Genomic DNA, 15,636 nt, shown 5'->3' with positions numbered 1-15,636 from the left:
CAGTGCACGTCGGTGTCGGTCTCGATGCCGTTGGCCGTCATCGTCATTCTTCTCCCGGTGATTTCTCGGTGAGATTCGGGGATTCGTGCCGTGGCGTGCGGTACGGGGTTCGTTCGTTGCGGGTGCCGGGGGCGGTCCGGTCCGGGGTGGCCCCCGGCCCGTCCCACCCCCTCGCGCTGTTGTCCGACTGCGGACTGGTGGGCGGTCAGTGTCCTGCGGCGTACGTGGTGAAGGCCGTCCATTGTGTTGCGGGGAAGGCGAGTTGGGGGCCGGTGACGTCCTTGGAGTCGCGGACGTGGACGGTGCCGGGGCATTCGGCGACCTCGACGCATGCGCCGCCTTCGTTGCTGCTGTAGCTGGACTTGTGCCAGTCGAGGGCGACTTCGACGCATGCACCGCCTTGGTCGCTGCTGTAGCTGCTCTTGAACCATTGCAGACGGGGGTTGGTGCCCTTGGAGGTCATTCTTCTCCCAGCAACTTCTCGATGAGATCCAGGGATTCGTGAGGCGTCAGTGCCTGCGCACGGATGATCCCATAGCGAGTCTCGGCGGTCCGGACTGCGTCGCGCTGACTGAACCAAACGCTTCGGTCATGCACTTCACCATAGGCAAGCTTGGGCTGATCACGAGGTTCAAGGAGAATGATCGGGCCCGCAACTCCCGGGTGGTCCACGCGGCTTGTCGGCATCACCTGGAGTTCGACATGGCGCATGGCGCCGAAGGTGAGGAGTTGGCGGAGCTGGCCTCGCAGCACCTCCTTGCCGCCGAACGGGCGGTGTAGTACGACCTCTTCGATCACGAAGCTCAGGGTCGGAGGCGGCCAGCGGTTGAAGATCTCCTGCCGAGCCAGGCGGGCTGCCACGCGCTGCTCGATGGTTTCCTCGTCGAGCAGCGGGCGGCGCATGGTGAACAACGCCCGTGCGTAGTCCTCCGTTTGAAGCAGGCCGGGGACGACCATCGTGGCGTACTCGTGGAGTTCGACCGCTTCCGTCTCCAACTGGGCGAACTCGCGGAAGAACGCCGGGTAGTGGAAGCGGGCCTTGTCGATGTCGTCCTCAACGGCCTGGAGCAGGCCCCGCGCGTCCAGGAAGCGTTCGACCGCTGCGATGAACGGGGGCTTCGGAGGGCGGCGGCCGCGTTCGACGGAGGCGACCAGGTCCGGGCTGTAGCCCGCTCGCTTGCCGAACTGCGCCTGGGTCAGGCCCGCTTGGTCGCGGAGGTGTTTGATCTGTTTGCCGAGGATCTCGTGTACGGGATTCGGCGTGGGGTTGTCGGTGTCGGGCTCTTCGCCGTCGGTCATGGGTCTGGATCCTCACCCAGAGTGCTGGAGATGTCGCGCACAGCTTATGTGGGTGCAGACTCCGGCGGTCCCGGAATGCGCTCTTCTGTGTGATTCCGGCGGCGGTCCATCTCCCGCCACTCCGGGCGGAGTCCGGCCAGGTTCGTGGTGAGGAAGAACGCCGCGCCGGAGGTGAGGAGCGACGGTACGAGGCCGAAGGCGGCGACCGCCGCTCCGCCGAGCAGTCCGCCCAGCGGCATGCCCGCCCAGCCGAGGGAGTCGCCCAACGCGCCCACGCGGCCCAGGAGTCGGCGCGGGATGCGCTCGAAGCAGACCGCGTTGAGGATGGGGTTGAGGAAGCCGGAGCCGAAGCCGCTGACGGCGAAGACCGCGACCACCGCCCACAGGGGCGCGTCCACGGCGAGGACGACGTAGCGGGGTGCGCCGGCGAGGAGGAAGCCGAGGAAGAAGACCGGGCGGCGGCGCATCCGGTGGGCCGCCACGGCGGCGATCAGGCTCGCGCAGACGGCCGCGGCGCCGGCGACCGCCGTGTTCAGGCCGACCGCCGAGGCGCCGTGGCCGCTCTCCTTCGCCCAGACCGGGAGCAGCACCGACTGGAACGCCGTGCTGAGGCCGTTGGTGATGCCGACCGTGACGATGACGGTGAGCAGCAGCGGATCCCCGCGCAGAAAGCGCCAGCCTTCGGCGAAGCGGTGCCAGTAGCCCGGTCCGCCCTCGGGTTCGGCCGTGGCGTGGCCCATGCCGCGGGGGAGTCCCACGGCGATGACGACGGAGCCCAGCGCGAAGCACGCGGCGATGAGGAACAGACATGTCAGCGGGCCGACGAGGGCGGAGAGGCCGCCGCCGAGGGCCGGGCCCAGGGTGAGGGCGAGGCGTTCGGTCATGCCGCCGAGGCCGGTGGCGCGCTCCAGCGGGACGCCGCAGCGGTCGGCCGCCTCCGGGACCATGACCTCCTTGGCCAGGTCGCCGGGTCCGCGTGCCGCGCCGATCATCGCGACCAGGGCCAACAGCAGCCAGAACGGCAGTAGTTGCACCATGTGCAGGACGGGCAGCGCCGCGGCGGCCGTGGCGCTGACGACGTCCGTGGACCAGGAGACGACGCGGGGGCCGCTGCGGTCGACCAGGGGTCCGGAGAGCGCCTTGGCGAGCGCGTACGGGGCCAGTTCGCAGAAGGCGACGAGTCCGGTCTGCGCGGCGCTGCCCGTCGTGACGAGTACGAAGCAGGGGAGCGCGACGGACGAGACGCGGCTGCCGGTGTGCGAGACGCCGGACGCCGTGAGTACGGCGGCCAGCGGGCGAACGGTCCGTAAGGCGGGCGTCATTCCCGCTCCGTCCGGGTGCCGGGTTCGGGAAGGAGCTGGGTGATGAGGGTGACGCGCTCGGCGTCCGGCGGGGCGTCCGCTTCGGGGACGTCGCGGCGGTAGCGCCCTATGACCTCGGTCAACTCCTCGTACAGGGAACGGGTTTCGGCCGGGGTGAGGCGCAGTCCCCAGTCGCTCATGTCGGCGGCCTCCCGCCAGGCGCGGGGCAGCGTGTGGAACTCGTTCACCGCCTGCTGCGCCCGCAGTTGGTACGCGGCGGCGACGGAGTGCAGATAGGCGAGCGTGGCCTCCGGCTCCTGCTCGGCCAGGTCCACGTCGTTGAAGCGCGTGGAGCGGTGGACCGAACGCCACCAGCGCTCACGGGCGTTGCCGCGTTCCGCGTCCTCCTCGACGAAGCCCGCGGCGTCGAGCTGGCGCAAGTGGTAGCTGGCCGTACCGGAGTTGACGCCCAGCCGTTCGGCGAGGCGGGTGGCCGTCGCGGGGCCGTGTTTGCGCAGCAGGCCGACGAGCTGGACGCGTACGGGATGTGCCAGGGCGCGCAGCCCCTTCGCGTCCAGTTCGACGGTGTTCTTCTCGGCGTCGGTCATGACGGCACCGTAGACCGCCAAGACTTCTTTGCGAAGGGTTCTTTGCGAAGAAGTCTTGGGGAACGCTCGTCGGGGGAGGGGCGAGCGACGGCGTATGACAGGCTCCGCCCATGCCGTTCGACCACAACGACCACTACCACCGGCTGCTGCTGCGCCATGTGCCCGCCGGCTCCCGCAGGGCGCTGGACGTGGGGTGCGGCACCGGAGCGTTCGCGCGGCTGCTCGCGGAGGAGGGGATCGCGACCGACGCCGTGGACGCCTCGGGTGAGGCGATCGAGGCGGCCGTCGCCGCCTCACCGGAGGCCGCGGAGGGCGGGCCGCGCTTCCGGCACGAAGACATCGCGCGGGTCCAACTGCCGCCGGAGCACTACGACTTCATCGCGTGTCTGGCCTCTGTGCACCACATGCCGTTCGAGACCGTGGCGGCTCTGCGGGACGCGCTGGCGCCCGGCGGCACGCTCGTCGTCCTCGCCTGCTACCGGCCGCGGTCGGCGGTCGACCGCGCCTGGAGCCTGGCCGCCGTACCGGTCAACGCCGCGGTGCGGGCGGCCGTCGCCCTGCGGGAGCGGGTCACCGGGACGGCACCCGCGGCGAACCGGGTCCGCCCGCCCGTCGCGCAGCCGGGGATGACGCTGGCGGAGATCCGCCGGGAGACGGAGCGGCTGCTGCCGGGCTCCTCGGTCCGCAGGCTGCTGTTCTGGCGCTGTCTGCTCGTCCACCGCGCGTGACACCGCCCACGGCCGGTCCCCGCGGCGACCGCCGCGGAGATCCGGCCGTGGTCCTTACCCGCCCGGTGGGTCAGTCGAGCTTGATCTCCGGCTTGTAGAGGTCGTACCAGGTCGCCAGGTCGAGCGCCCGCTCCAGCCCCATGCGCTGGTGCGTGCCGACCTCCGGACCCAGGGCGTGGGCCGCCTCCCGCAGCGGTGCCTGCTGGATCAGCTCCAGCATCGGATGCCCGGACGAGAGGAGTTCCGCCGTCTGCGACTGGATCGCCGCCAGATAGCTCGGGTCGAAGCTGCCCGGATAACCGCTCTTCTTGCGCTCCGCCACCGACTTCGGCAGCAGATCCCGGGTGGCCTCACGCAGGATGCTCTTCTCCCGCCCGTCGAACGTCTTCAGCGACCAGGGGGTGTTGAAGACGTACTGCACCAGCCGGTGATCGCAGAACGGCACCCGGACCTCCAGCCCCACCGCCATGCTCATCCGGTCCTTGCGGTCCAGCAGCGTCTGCACCATCCGCGTCAGATGCAGATAGCACACCTGCCGCATCCGCTTCTCCAGCCCGGTCTCCCCGTCCTTGAGCGGCGTCTTCGAAACGGCCGTCGCATAGCCGTCCTTGAGATACGTGTCCACCTGGAGCCGGCCGGCGACGTCCGGCGCCAGCGACGCGCTGAAGTCGAGGCGTATGCCGCCGCCGCCCATCCACGGGAAGATGTCCGCCTCGCGCCGCTCGTCGTGGAACCACGGGTAGCCGCCGAAGACCTCGTCCGCCGACTCTCCCGACAGCGCCACGGTCGAGTGCTCCCGTACCGCCTTGAACAGCAGATACAGCGAGTTGTCCCGGTCTCCGAGCCCGACGGGCAGATCCCGGGCGCCCACCGCCGCCCGCCGCACCGCAGGATCCGACAGCGCCGCCCCGTCCAGCACGATGTCGCTGTGGTCGCTGTGCACATGCTTCTGCACCGCGTGGACGTACGGGGTGTCCTGGGTCGGGGCGACGTCGACCGGCTGGAAGTGCTGCTCCTGGTCGGGGAAGTCGACCGCGAAGCTGCGTACGCTCTCGCCCTGTTCGCCGAGCTGCTTGGCGGCCAGCGCCGTCATCGCCGAGGAGTCCAGGCCGCCGGAGAGCAGCGAGCAGCGCGGTACGTCCGCCACGAGCTGCCGGGCGATGATGTCCTCCAGCAGATCGCGTACGTGCGCGACGGTCTCCTGCTCGCTGTCGGTGTGCTCGTCGGCGGTGAGCCGCCAGTACGCGTACTCGCGCAGGCCGTTGCGGTCCAGCACCGCCACGTCGCCCGGCTGGAGTTCGCGCATCCCCTCCCAGATCGCGTGCCCGGGCGTCTTGGCGAAGGTGAACACCTCGCGCAGGCCGTCCGCGCCGACGACCGCGGGCGCGAGGGAGTTGGCCAGGATCGCCTTGGGCTCGGAGCCGAAGAGCACGCCGTCGTCGGTCTCGTAGTAGTAGAACGGCTTGATGCCCATCCGGTCGCGGATCATCACCAGCTTCTCGGTCCGCGAGTCCCAAATCGCGAACGCGTACATGCCGTTGAGCTTCTCGGCCAGCTCCTCGCCCCACTCCAGGTAGCCGTGCAGGACCACCTCCGTGTCGGAGTCGGTGGCGAAGCGGTGCCCGCGGCGCTTCAACTCCTCCCGCAGCTCTGTGTAGTTGTAGGTCTCGCCGGAATACACCATCGCGACCGGCCCGTCCGGGGTCGGCACCTCCATGGGCTGGGCACCGCCGGGGAGGTCGATGACGGCCAGCCGCCGGTGACCGAGCGCGGCCCGCCGGTCGACCCAGGCGCCCTGAGCGTCCGGACCGCGGCAGGACATCGTCTCTGTCATGGCGTCGAGAGTCTTGCGCTGGGTGGTGAGGTCACGTCGGTAAGAGACCCATCCTGTGATGCCGCACATGGAGTCCAAACCCTCTTTCCACGAGGAACCAGTTGCCTGTACGCACCATCTACCTCTGTGTGTGCGTGCTGGAACTGAGCGCATCCGATTTCCGTGGTGTTGTTTCTCACCGGTAAATTCTTGACCGCGTATGTTTCGCGGAGGTTTCCCAACTGCCGCGCGGCGAGGGCGAGTTGAGGGCACAGGCGGGGCCCGGCGGCGCAACGGCCCCGCGCCGCCTACGCGTTCGCGTCGTCGGCGTCCGCCAGGGCCTACGCGTTCGCGTGGGCCTCCGCCAGGGCCTGTTCGCCGCGTTCGCAGCTCTCCCGCAGCGCGGTGCGCACCCGCTCCGGCAGCCGGCTCGACGAGCCGAGGCGGTCGGTGCCGTCCAGGATCTCGTCGCCCTCCTCCAGCCACTCCGCGAACGGCTGGACGCCGATGAAGTCGGCAAGCCGGGCCAGCTCCTGGCGCGGTGCGGTCAGCAGCCGCTCGTAGGAGAGCGTGGTGCGCTGCGCGGCGGGGACCTCGGCGAGGTGACCGACGCCCTCGCAGATCAGATCCGACCACAGCGTGCCGAAGCCGGGCACCGGCATCTCGCGGTCGAGGACGAGCGCCGGGTCGTACTTCGGGCCGAGCAACGGGGCCAGATCCTCCGGCAGTTGCTTGACGTGGTCGTCGGTGATGTCGGACGCGGACTCCACGCCGCAGCGCCGGACGATGTCGCGGAGCAGCGAGATCATGCGGTAGCCGTTGTGGCGGCTCATCGACAGGGCGCAGTCCGGGCCCGCGCGGTGCAGATGGACGAAGCGGGCCTCGGGGAAGAGCCGGCGGAGCGTGCCGACGCGGTGCAGCGAGTAGCCGGAGCGCTCGACCGCGGCCTCGCGCCCGCCGATGCGGGAGGCGAGCGCGCCGAACAGGGCGTGCCACTGCTGCGGTGCCGGGCGCTCCGGCCAGCCGCGCACCTCCGGTTCCAGCGAGTCGAGGAGGGCGTCCGGATCGTCGGTCAGGTGGGGGAGCGCCATCATGCTGATCGCGGGGATGCCCGTCGCGTCGGCCGAATAGCGCCACTCCGGGTGGCGGCTGTAGAGGAACTCCGGCAGCGGGGTGCCGCTGCGGACCATGGCGTCGAAGACCGCCATCGGCTCGCGCAGACATCGCCAGAACTCCTCGCCCGTCAGCCGCTGCCCGGAGAGCGCGGGCGGGCTGTCGACGCACGAGTACAGCTCGTTGAGGCTGAGCACGTCCGGATGCAGCCGCAGCACCTGCGACAGCGCGGTCGAGCCGCTGCGCCCGGTGCCGACGACGAAGGTCAGGGTCTTGATGCCCGTCCGCACGGTGAACTCCTCCCCCAGGGCCTGCCGGTCCCGCAGGCCGTTCGGCTTCACGACGCCCCCAGTCCTACCCCCGTGCCCGTCGGGCGACCCGGAGGGCGGCGTCGATCAGCCGATGGTGTCACCCCGCGGGCCGCGATCCGCCGCACGTCACCGTCTCGATACCTCGCGCCCGTGCGGGCACGTACGAGCCCGGGACGTCAGACCATGAGGGAGCCGATCTCCTCCGCGCAGGCGAGCAACTCCGGTACGTGGCCGAGGAGTTCGTCCCGTGTGGTGAGGACGACCGTGGCGCCGAGCGAGACCGCGAGCCGGGGCCGCAGTCCGCCGTCCAGGTCGGGGACGACGGTCGCCACGGAGCGCACGCCGACCTCGTTCTCCTGGTCCACCTCGGCCCAGCCCCGCTCCCGTACGCGCGCGAGCTGACCGCGCAGCACCTCCGGGTCGGTGACGGTGTGCTCGGTGGCGGCGGGCAGTTCGGCGGCCAGCAGGTCCGCGAGGCGTTCCTCGGGGAGCACCGAGGCGAGGGCCTTGCCCATGGACGTGGCGTGCCAGGGGTTGCGGGTGCCCTCGGCGCTGCGCAACTGGAGATGCTGGGTGCCCTGCGCGCTGAGCACCAGCAGCACCTCGCTGCCGTCGAGGATCCCGGCGATCGCGGGCAGTCCCGTACGGGCGGCCAGCCGCCGCATCGGGGCCGCCGCCGCGGAGTAACCGGCGGGGGAGCGCTGGAAGCCGCGGGAGAACTCCAGCACGCGTACGCCCAGGGCCCAGCGGCGGGTGTCCTCGTCGTAGGCGACGAAGCGCTCGGCGGCCAGCCGTCCCAGCAGCCGGTGTGCGCTGCTGACCGGCAGGCCCGCGGTGCGTGCGGCGGCGCTGACGCCGAGCCCCGACGGGTGGTCGGCCAGCACGGTCATCAGCCGCAGGCCCCGGCTGAGCATGTCGTCGCCGGGCGGTGCGGTCACCCTCGGTGCTCCCTCGAAGATCGTGCGCGGCAAGGTCAGTCGCGTCCGCCGCCGCTCGCGGCCTCGCCGGCCGGAGCCGTCCCGCCGGCCGGTACGGTCTTGCCGGCCTCCCCGGACGGGGTGTGCGGACGTCCGCTCACCGTACCGGTCGCCGTGGGGAGGGCCCGTGGTTCCCGTACGCCGAACATCAGCGCCGCCGATACCAGCGTGCACACCGCCATGAAGCCGAACGCGCCCGCGTCGCCGAGCGTCGTACCGCGCACCCAGCCCACCAGGTAGGTGCCCGCGAACGACCCCAGCGCACCGAAGGAGTTGACGGCGGCGACGGCCGCGCCCGCGACGCCCGCGGGCGCCAGTTCGGAGACGAAGGCGAAGTACGGGCCGTACGGGGCGTACATGCACAGGCCCGCGACGGTCAGCAGCGTCAGCGCGAGCGCGAAGTGCGGGCCCGCCAGATACGAGCCGAAGAGCGCCAGCGCCCCGGTGCCCAGCCACGGCCAGACGGCGGCGCGGCGGCGGCCGGTGCGGTCCGACATCCGGGAGTTGAGCAGCATCGCCACGGCGGCGAAGGCGTAGGGGATCGCCGAGATCAGCCCGGTCGCGCCGATGCCCTCGCCCGAGCCCTTCTTGACGATGGACGGCAGCCAGAAGATGAAGCCGTACATGCCGAACGACCAGAAGAAGTACTGCGCGGCGAGCACGGCGACGGGCCGGGAGCGCAGCACCTTCTTGTAGTCGGCGGCGCTCGCGCGAGGGGCGTCGGCGCTGGTGGCGTGCGCGTCCGCGCCGCCGGTACGGACGTCGGCGGCGGTGACCGCCGAGCCGGGGGCCTCGGCGGCGGCGCGCTGCTCGTCGGCGAGGGCGGCGCGCAGCTCCTCGCGGTCGTGAGCGCTCATCCAACGGGCCTCGTCCGGGCGGTCCTTGATGAGCTTCAGGCACAACAGGCCCCACACGACGGACGGCAGTCCTTCGACGACGAACATCGCCCGCCAGTCCGAGACCTCGATGATCCAGCCCGAGAGCACCGACAGCCACATGACCGTGATCGGATTGCCCAGGATCAGCAGCGTGTTGGCGCGGCTGCGCTCGCCCTTGGTGAACCAGCGGCTGAGCAGCAGCACGAGCGAGGGCAGCACCGCGCCCTCGACGACGCCGAGCGCGAAGCGCACCGCGATGAGCTGCCCGGGGCTGCTCAGCAGGCCCTGGGCGGTCGCCAGCAGACCCCAGGCGATGGTGGAACCGGCGACCATGCGGCGCACGCTGCGCTGCTCGGCGTAGATCGTCCCGGGGATCTGGAAGAAGAAGTAGCCGAGGAAGAAGGACGCGGCGATCAGGGAGTCCATCCCGGCGGACAGCCCGAGTTCGCCGGCCATGCCGCCCGCGGAGGCGATCGCGTAGTTCGACTTGTCGAGATAGGCGAGCGAGTACGTGACGAACGCGATCGGCATCAGATACCGGGCGCGCGACGAGGACCAGAAGCCGCCGGTGCCGGTGCGGGCGGGAGACGCCTGCGTCATTCCCGGACCCCCTTTATTCCGTCGGGTGGAAAGTGTTTCACTGAGCGGGAAGGACGTTACGAGCGTGTGCCGGTGCGGTCAATGGCCGGAACGTGACTGTCCGGGCGCCGTCCGCCGCCACCGCAGCCGCAGGAGAGGGAGACCCGCAGATGCCGCCGAAGCCCGAGACCGCCGCCCATGTCCTGCTGCCCTGGGCCGACTTGGACGCCCGCCACGGCCCGTGGCCCTCGGGCGTCCGCGTGCAGGTGTGGGACGGGCTCACGCCCGAGGACCGACTGCCCCCGGACGTCCTGGAGTCGACGGACCTGTGGGTGATGCCGTACGCCGTGCCGGGTGTGGAGCGGCTGCTGCCGAGGCTGCCGTCCCTGCGGGCCGTGCAGTCGCTCAGCGCTGGCGTCGAGAAGCTGCTGCCGTGGATACCCGAGGGCGTGAGCCTGCACAACGGACGCGGACTGCACGACGCCAGCACCGCCGAGCACGCGCTCGGGCTGATCCTCGCCGCCCAGCGCGAACTGCCGCGCTGGGCCGCCGACCAGCGGGCGGGCCGCTGGGAGCCGCACTTCACACGCTCGCTCGCGGACTGCCGCGTCGCCGTCGTCGGATACGGGTCGATCGGGCAGGCGCTGGAGCGGCGGCTGCTGGCGTGCGAGGCGGAGGTCCTGCGGGTGGCCCGGCGGGCACGGCCCGAGGAGGACGTGCACCCCGTCGACGAACTGCCGCGGCTGCTGCCCCGGGTGGACGTCGTCGTCCTCGTGCTGCCCGAAACCCCCGCCACCCAGGGCCTGTTCGGCAAGGAGGAGCTGGCCGCGCTCCCCGACGGGGCGCTCGTCGTCAACGTCGGGCGCGGCAGGACGCTGGAGACCGAGGCGCTGCTGGCGGAGGTCCGCACGGGACGGCTGCGCGCGGCGCTGGACGTCACCGATCCCGAACCGCTGCCCGGCGGCCATCCGCTGCGGCAGCAGCCCGGGGTGCTCGTCACGCCGCATGTGGCGGGCGGTTCGGCCGCGTTCCGGCCGCGCGCCGAGCGGCTGATCGTGGAGCAGGTACGCCGCTACGCTGCCGGTACGCCCCTCGTCAACGCCGTACCGCTGTCCTGACCGGGGCGTTCGTACCGGGGCGTCCGCGCCTGTGCGCCGCACGGGCGCCCGGTGGCGTACACGACCGAGAGGAACACCCCGTGAGCGACTGGCAGTTGACCGAGACGTTCCGCAGCAGCGCGGGCACCGTCCGCTGGGACCGTCTCGGGCCGCCCGGTCAGGACCCGGTCGTGCTGCTGCACGGCACGCCCTTCTCCTCCTACGTCTGGCGTGCCGTCGCCCGTGCGCTCGCCCGCCGCCACCAGGTGTTCGTGTGGGACATGCCGGGCTACGGCACGTCGGAGAAGAGCGCCGGGCAGGACGTCTCGCTGGCCGCACAGGGCCGCGTCTTCACCGAGCTGCTGGACCACTGGGGACTCGGTCAACCCCTCGTGGCCGCCCACGACTTCGGCGGCGCCGTCAGCCTCCGGGCACATCTGCTGCACGGCGCCCGCTACCGTGCGCTCGCGCTCGTGGACCCGGTCGCGCTGGCTCCCTGGGGCTCCCCGTTCTTCCGCCTCGTCGGCGCGCACTCCGGCGTCTTCGAGCAGTTGCCGCCCGCGCTGCACCGCGCCCTGGTACGGGAGTACGTCGGCTCCGCCAGCGGCCCCGGACTGCACCCGGCCGTCCTCGACCGCCTCGTCGAACCCTGGCTCGGAGAGGACGGACAGGCGGCCTTCTACCGGCAGATCGCCCAGGCCGACCAGCTCTACACCGACGAAGTGCAGGACCGGTACGGGGAGTTGGCCCTGCCGGTGCTGGTGTGCTGGGGCCAGGACGACACCTGGATCCCGCCGGAGCGGGGACGGGAGCTGACGGCCCGCATCCCGGGTGCGCGCCTGGAGCCGGTCGAGGGCGCGGGCCACCTCGTACAGGAGGACGCGCCGGCCCAACTCACCGGCGCGCTCCTGGAGTTCTTCCGGCAGCAGGGCTGAGGGCCGCCGCGTTCCGGCGGGCGCGGCGGCGGCACCCGGCCGCCGCCGTCACGTCATGCGGCGGCCGTCACCTCGCGCGGCGGCGCTGCCTCACGCGGCGCCGCCCGCCTCCGCCGCGTCCAGGACGCGTTCCGCGACCCGTACCGAGTCGACCAGGGGATGCAGCGCCAGGGCCCGCAGGGCCGCTGCGCGGGAGCCGTCCGACGCGGCCTCGATCGCGGCGCGTTCCACCGCCTTGAGCTGGAGCATCAGCCCGAGCTGGTCCGGTGCCACGGCGCCCGTGGCCAGCGGACGGGCGCCGCCCGCGCCGACCAGGCACGGGATCTCGACGACCGCCTCGGCGTCCAGGCCCGGAACGGCGCCGTGGTTGGGCACGTTGAGGATCAGCGTCGTGCGCTCGTCGCGGGCGATCGCACGCATCAGGGCCAGGGCGACACGGTCGTAGCCGCCGCCCTCCAGGTCGCAGCTCTCGCGTTCCCAGCCCCCGGTGGCCGCCCGGCTCTCGGCCATATAGGTCTCCTCGCGCTCCCGGCGCGTACGGTCCCAGGCCGCGTACGCGTCGGCGGGGGAGGCCCCGCGCGCCGACTCCGCGTAGAAGCGCGACTGCTGCTCGCGCAGGAACTCCCCGCGCGTGGCGGCGGATTCGCGGACGGCCGCGACCGACTCGCGGTGGAAGTAGTAGTAGTGCAGATACTCGTTGGGCAGCGACCCCAGCGTCCGCAGCCAGTCCGGGCCGAACAGCCTGCCCTCCTCGAAGGAGCCCAACAGGGCCTCGTCCGCGAGGAGTCGGGGCAGCCGGTCCTCGCCGTCGACCAGTACGCGGCGCAGCCAGCCGAGGTGGTTGAGCCCCACGTAGTCGTACGCGGCACGGTCCGGGTCGGCGCCGAGGGCGCGTGCGGCGCGGCGGCACAGGCCGACGGGGGAGTCGCAGATGCCGATCACGCGCTCGCCCAGGCCGTGCCGGCGGAAGACGCGGCTCATCGCCTCGGTGACCATGCCCGCCGGGTTGGTGAAGTTGATGACCCAGGCCTGCGGCGCCAGTCGTGCGACGCGCTCCGCGATGCTCACGGCGACGGGCAGCGTGCGCAGCCCGTACAGGACGCCGCCCGCGCCCACGGTCTCCTGCCCGAGCAGGCCCTCGGCGAGCGGGATGCGCTCGTCCCGGGTGCGTCCCTCCAGGCCGCCGACGCGGATCGCGGAGAAGACGAAGTCCGCGCCGCGCAGCGCCTCGTCGAGGTCGGTGGTGGCCCGTACGGCGGGCGCCCCGCGGGCCGCATTGCCCCCGGCACGGTGCCGCTCCGCCTGGTGGGCCAGCACGGACGTGACGGACTCCAGCCGGGCCGAGTCGCTGTCGTGCAGCACGAGTTCGGTGATCCGCCCCGCCTCGTCGCCCTCGTCCTCCAGCAGCGCCCGGTACACCAGCGGCACCCGGAACCCGCCGCCGCCCAGCACAGTCAGCCTCATCGGCCCTCCGCCTCCGCCTTCGCCTCTGTCACCGCGCCCGCCGTCGTCGCCGGGCCTGCTTCCCTCGCCGCGCCTGCTGTGCCCGCCGGGCCGGCCTTCTCGGCCGAACCGGCCGAACCGGCCCTCGCCGACGGGCCGTTGGGCGTCTGTGCCGCGCGTTGTTCGTCGCGTTCGTCGCGTTCGTCGCGTTCGCCGCGTTCGCCGCGTTCGCCGCTCCCGGCGGCCGTCACCACCTGCGTCCCGGCGTCGCGGAAGACCGCGAGGGTGCCGGGGTCGGACGTACGGTTCGTGATCAGCGTGCCGACGTCCCGCGGTCCGCAGATGCGGGCCGTGCCCGTACCGGGGAACTTGCGCGCCGTGGCGAGCAGCACCACATGCCGCGCGGCGGTCAGCATCGCCTGTTTGACGGGGACTTCGACGTCGGTGGTGTCCAGCACCCGGCCGTCCGGAAGCACCCCGCTGGTGCCGAGGAAGAGCCGGTCGGCGTAGAGATGCCGCAGCCCCAGCTCCGTCAAGTGCCCCACCAGGGAACGGTAGTTGCGGCGTACCTGACCGCCGAGCAGCACCAGCCCGACGTCCGCGTCGTCCTTCAGCTCCTCGTACACCGCGAGGTTGCTGGTCGCCACCGTGATGCTGCGGCCGTGCAGCCTGCGCGCGAGCTGGAGGGTCGTGGTGCCGATGTCGAGGATCACCACCTCGCCGTCCTCGACGCTCGCGGCGGCGGCCCGCGCGATCGCGTCCTTGTCGTCGCGGTCGCCCGCCTCCTCCTCGGCGAAGGGCCGCTCGGCGGGCCCGCGGGCCACGGCGCCGCCGTAGACGCGCCGCAACCGCCCCGCGTTGCCGAGGTCGTTGAGGTCGCGCCGGGCGGTGGCCTCGCTCACGCCGAGGCGCTGTGCGATGAGCCCGACGGGCAGCACACCCTCCTCGCGGAGCAGCGTCAGCAGCCGCTCGTGCCGGGTCTCGCGCAACATGCCCGGCAATGTAGCGCGAGTGAGCGTCTTTGCGCGAGTGTGACCGGGGTCTTGCACTCCCCGCCGCTGACGTGCAATGTGTCGCTCAACGCATCGGGGCCCTGCGCGGCCCTCCAGGACCGTACGAGCGGAACGAATCACAGTGGCCGTACCGGACCTGCGGGAAGGACGATGCACCCACGGGCCGCCCGGAAAGGACGCGGCCCCTGGGGAGTTCGGGGTGTCGGGGGCCCGTGGGGACCACGGGCCGCAGAAGGGGCGGGAAGCGAAGTGAGCACGACCGGGAGCGCGCAGCCGGCGCCGACGTCAGCGGCACTGGACCCGCTGTCGGCCCTGCGCGGCGACGGCGGCCCGGACCAGGACGTCTTCCTGACCGGCACCGTCTTCCTCGACATCATCTTCACGGGGCTCGACCACGCCCCCGTCCGCGGCACCGAGTCCTGGGCGCGCGGCATGGGCTCCTCGCCGGGCGGCGTCGCCAACATGGCCACCGCGCTGCGCCGCCTCGGCCTGCGCACCTCGCTCGCCGCGGCGTTCGGCGACGACGTCTACGGCGACTACTGCTGGGAGTCGCTGGCCGACAGCGAGGGCATCGACCTGGGCCCCTCACACCGCGCACCGGGCTGGCACTCGCCCGTCACCGTCTCCATGGCCTACGAGGGCGAGCGCACAATGGTCTCGCACGGCCACGAGGCCCCCGCCCCCTGTGTCCGTACGGGCCAACGCCCGCGCTCCCGCGCCTGTTTCACCGATCTCGCCTCCGGCCGGCTGGAGGGCTGGGTGCGCGAGGCACACGACGAGGGCAGCAAGATATTCGCCGACGTCGGCTGGGACGACACCGGCGCCTGGGACCCGGACACCCTCGCCGACCTCTCCTACTGCCACGCCTTCCTGCCCAACGCCGCCGAGGCGCAGCACTACACCCGCACCGACAGCCCCCAGGACGCCGTACGGGCGCTGGCGGAGCTGGTGCCCATAGCCGTCGTCACCAAGGGCTCCGGCGGTGCCGTGGCCGTCGACTCGCTCAGCGGCGAGAGCGCCGACCTGCCCGCGCTGCCCGTCGAGGCGCTCGACCCGACCGGCGCCGGCGACGTCTTCGTCGCCGGCTTCATCACCGGCACGCTCGCCGGATGGCCGCTCACCGACCGGCTCGCCTTCGCCAACCTCACCGCCGCCCTGTCCGTACAGCACTTCGGCGGCTCGCTCTCCGCGCCCGGCTGGCCCGAGGTCGCCGCGTGGTGGCAGTACGCGACGCGGTGCGGCGGACAGAGCGAGGAGGTCATGCGCCGGTACGCCTTCCTGTCCGAGCTGCTGCCCGGCGCGGGCCGGGGCTCGGCGCTGCGCCGGGCCACACCCACCATCGGATTCCGTTCGCCCTGACCGCCGCTGCGGCAGGGGAGGCGAGAGGAGACGCCCATGCGCTCCGGGCGAGAGACAGACGCAGGCGTGCCCGCCGGGCACGGCCGCGGAGCCGGGCGTGCCCGTCCGCGGGCGAACGGGCACCCGCGGAGCGGCGGTTATGGGCCGACGCCGCCCGGCCGTCATGGGCGACGGCTCCTGGC

At 72.4% G+C, this 15,636-nt stretch carries 13 protein-coding genes and 1 pseudogene; 4 read left to right on the top strand and 10 right to left on the bottom strand.

The features are described 5' to 3' along the window. Window positions 1-205: 205 nt before the first annotated feature. Genes AN218_RS00215 through AN218_RS00200 form a run of 4 tightly spaced genes read right to left on the bottom strand, consistent with a single transcriptional unit; the run spans window position 206 to window position 3,208 of the window. Window positions 206-463: a DUF397 domain-containing protein gene (locus AN218_RS00215; protein WP_070014387.1), complete on the bottom strand. Its 258-nt coding sequence runs from the start codon at window positions 461-463 to the stop codon at window positions 206-208. After that, a complete protein-coding gene (locus tag AN218_RS00210) occupies window positions 460-1,299 on the bottom strand; it encodes a helix-turn-helix domain-containing protein (protein ID WP_070014386.1) in 840 nt (279 codons plus the stop codon). The genes AN218_RS00215 and AN218_RS00210 overlap by 4 nt, the downstream gene beginning before the upstream one ends. Window positions 1,300-1,343: 44 nt before the next feature. Next, window positions 1,344-2,621, bottom strand: coding sequence for an MFS transporter (locus AN218_RS00205; RefSeq protein WP_070014385.1), 1,278 nt, complete (start codon window positions 2,619-2,621; stop codon window positions 1,344-1,346). After that, the gene (locus AN218_RS00200; protein WP_070014384.1) at window positions 2,618-3,208 is read right to left on the bottom strand and encodes an ArsR/SmtB family transcription factor; all 591 of its coding nucleotides are present in this window, start codon (window positions 3,206-3,208) and stop codon (window positions 2,618-2,620) included. Before AN218_RS00200 ends, AN218_RS00205 begins: the two co-directional genes overlap by 4 nt. A gap of 110 nt (window positions 3,209-3,318) precedes the next feature. On the opposite strand from AN218_RS00200, the gene AN218_RS00195 reads away from it, so the two are divergent. Continuing rightward, window positions 3,319-3,936: a class I SAM-dependent methyltransferase gene (locus tag AN218_RS00195; protein ID WP_070014383.1), complete on the top strand. Its 618-nt coding sequence runs from the start codon at window positions 3,319-3,321 to the stop codon at window positions 3,934-3,936. A 70-nt stretch (window positions 3,937-4,006) separates the two neighbouring features. Here AN218_RS00195 and asnB read toward each other — a convergent pair whose 3' ends face one another. The 4 genes from asnB to AN218_RS00175 form a co-directional block, all read right to left on the bottom strand. Beyond that, window positions 4,007-5,839 (bottom strand): asparagine synthase (glutamine-hydrolyzing), encoded by a 1,833-nt coding sequence (asnB, locus tag AN218_RS00190; RefSeq protein WP_070014390.1) that lies wholly within the window; start codon window positions 5,837-5,839, stop codon window positions 4,007-4,009. A gap of 251 nt (window positions 5,840-6,090) precedes the next feature. Next, window positions 6,091-7,203, bottom strand: coding sequence for a sulfotransferase family protein (locus AN218_RS00185; protein WP_244900169.1), 1,113 nt, complete (start codon window positions 7,201-7,203; stop codon window positions 6,091-6,093). Between the two features lie 146 nt (window positions 7,204-7,349). Further along, window positions 7,350-8,111 carry an IclR family transcriptional regulator gene (locus AN218_RS00180; protein WP_244900168.1) on the bottom strand — a complete coding sequence of 254 codons (762 nt, stop codon included), beginning with the start codon at window positions 8,109-8,111 and terminating at the stop codon, window positions 7,350-7,352. A 35-nt stretch (window positions 8,112-8,146) separates the two neighbouring features. Further along, on the bottom strand, window positions 8,147-9,628 hold the full coding sequence (locus AN218_RS00175; protein WP_070014382.1) for an MFS transporter: 1,482 nt from the start codon (window positions 9,626-9,628) through the stop codon (window positions 8,147-8,149). 149 nt (window positions 9,629-9,777) lie between these two features. On the opposite strand from AN218_RS00175, the gene AN218_RS00170 reads away from it, so the two are divergent. Together AN218_RS00170 and AN218_RS00165 are read left to right on the top strand one after the other, a co-directional pair. Continuing rightward, window positions 9,778-10,725, top strand: coding sequence for a 2-hydroxyacid dehydrogenase (locus AN218_RS00170; protein ID WP_070014381.1), 948 nt, complete (start codon window positions 9,778-9,780; stop codon window positions 10,723-10,725). A gap of 80 nt (window positions 10,726-10,805) precedes the next feature. Continuing rightward, entirely contained in the window at window positions 10,806-11,639 is an 834-nt protein-coding gene (locus tag AN218_RS00165; RefSeq protein ID WP_070014380.1) for an alpha/beta fold hydrolase, read from the top strand. A 90-nt stretch (window positions 11,640-11,729) separates the two neighbouring features. Here AN218_RS00165 and AN218_RS00160 read toward each other — a convergent pair whose 3' ends face one another. Both AN218_RS00160 and AN218_RS00155 read right to left on the bottom strand, forming a co-directional pair. Further along, window positions 11,730-13,103: a 6-phospho-beta-glucosidase gene (locus AN218_RS00160; protein ID WP_070014379.1), complete on the bottom strand. Its 1,374-nt coding sequence runs from the start codon at window positions 13,101-13,103 to the stop codon at window positions 11,730-11,732. Between the two features lie 224 nt (window positions 13,104-13,327). Continuing rightward, window positions 13,328-14,074 (bottom strand): annotated as a pseudogene (locus AN218_RS00155) (DeoR/GlpR family DNA-binding transcription regulator); the annotation flags it as partial. A 270-nt stretch (window positions 14,075-14,344) separates the two neighbouring features. Between AN218_RS00155 and AN218_RS00150 the strand changes: the two are divergent. Continuing rightward, a complete protein-coding gene (locus tag AN218_RS00150; protein WP_070014378.1) occupies window positions 14,345-15,454 on the top strand; it encodes a carbohydrate kinase family protein in 1,110 nt (369 codons plus the stop codon). Window positions 15,455-15,636 lie beyond the last annotated feature (182 nt).

This window comes from Streptomyces nanshensis (assembly GCF_001751255.1).
In the GTDB taxonomy this organism is placed as follows: domain Bacteria; phylum Actinomycetota; class Actinomycetes; order Streptomycetales; family Streptomycetaceae; genus Streptomyces; species Streptomyces nanshensis_A.
Note: the sequence above shows the minus strand (reverse complement) of the source record. Positions and strands in the feature narration are given on the sequence as shown.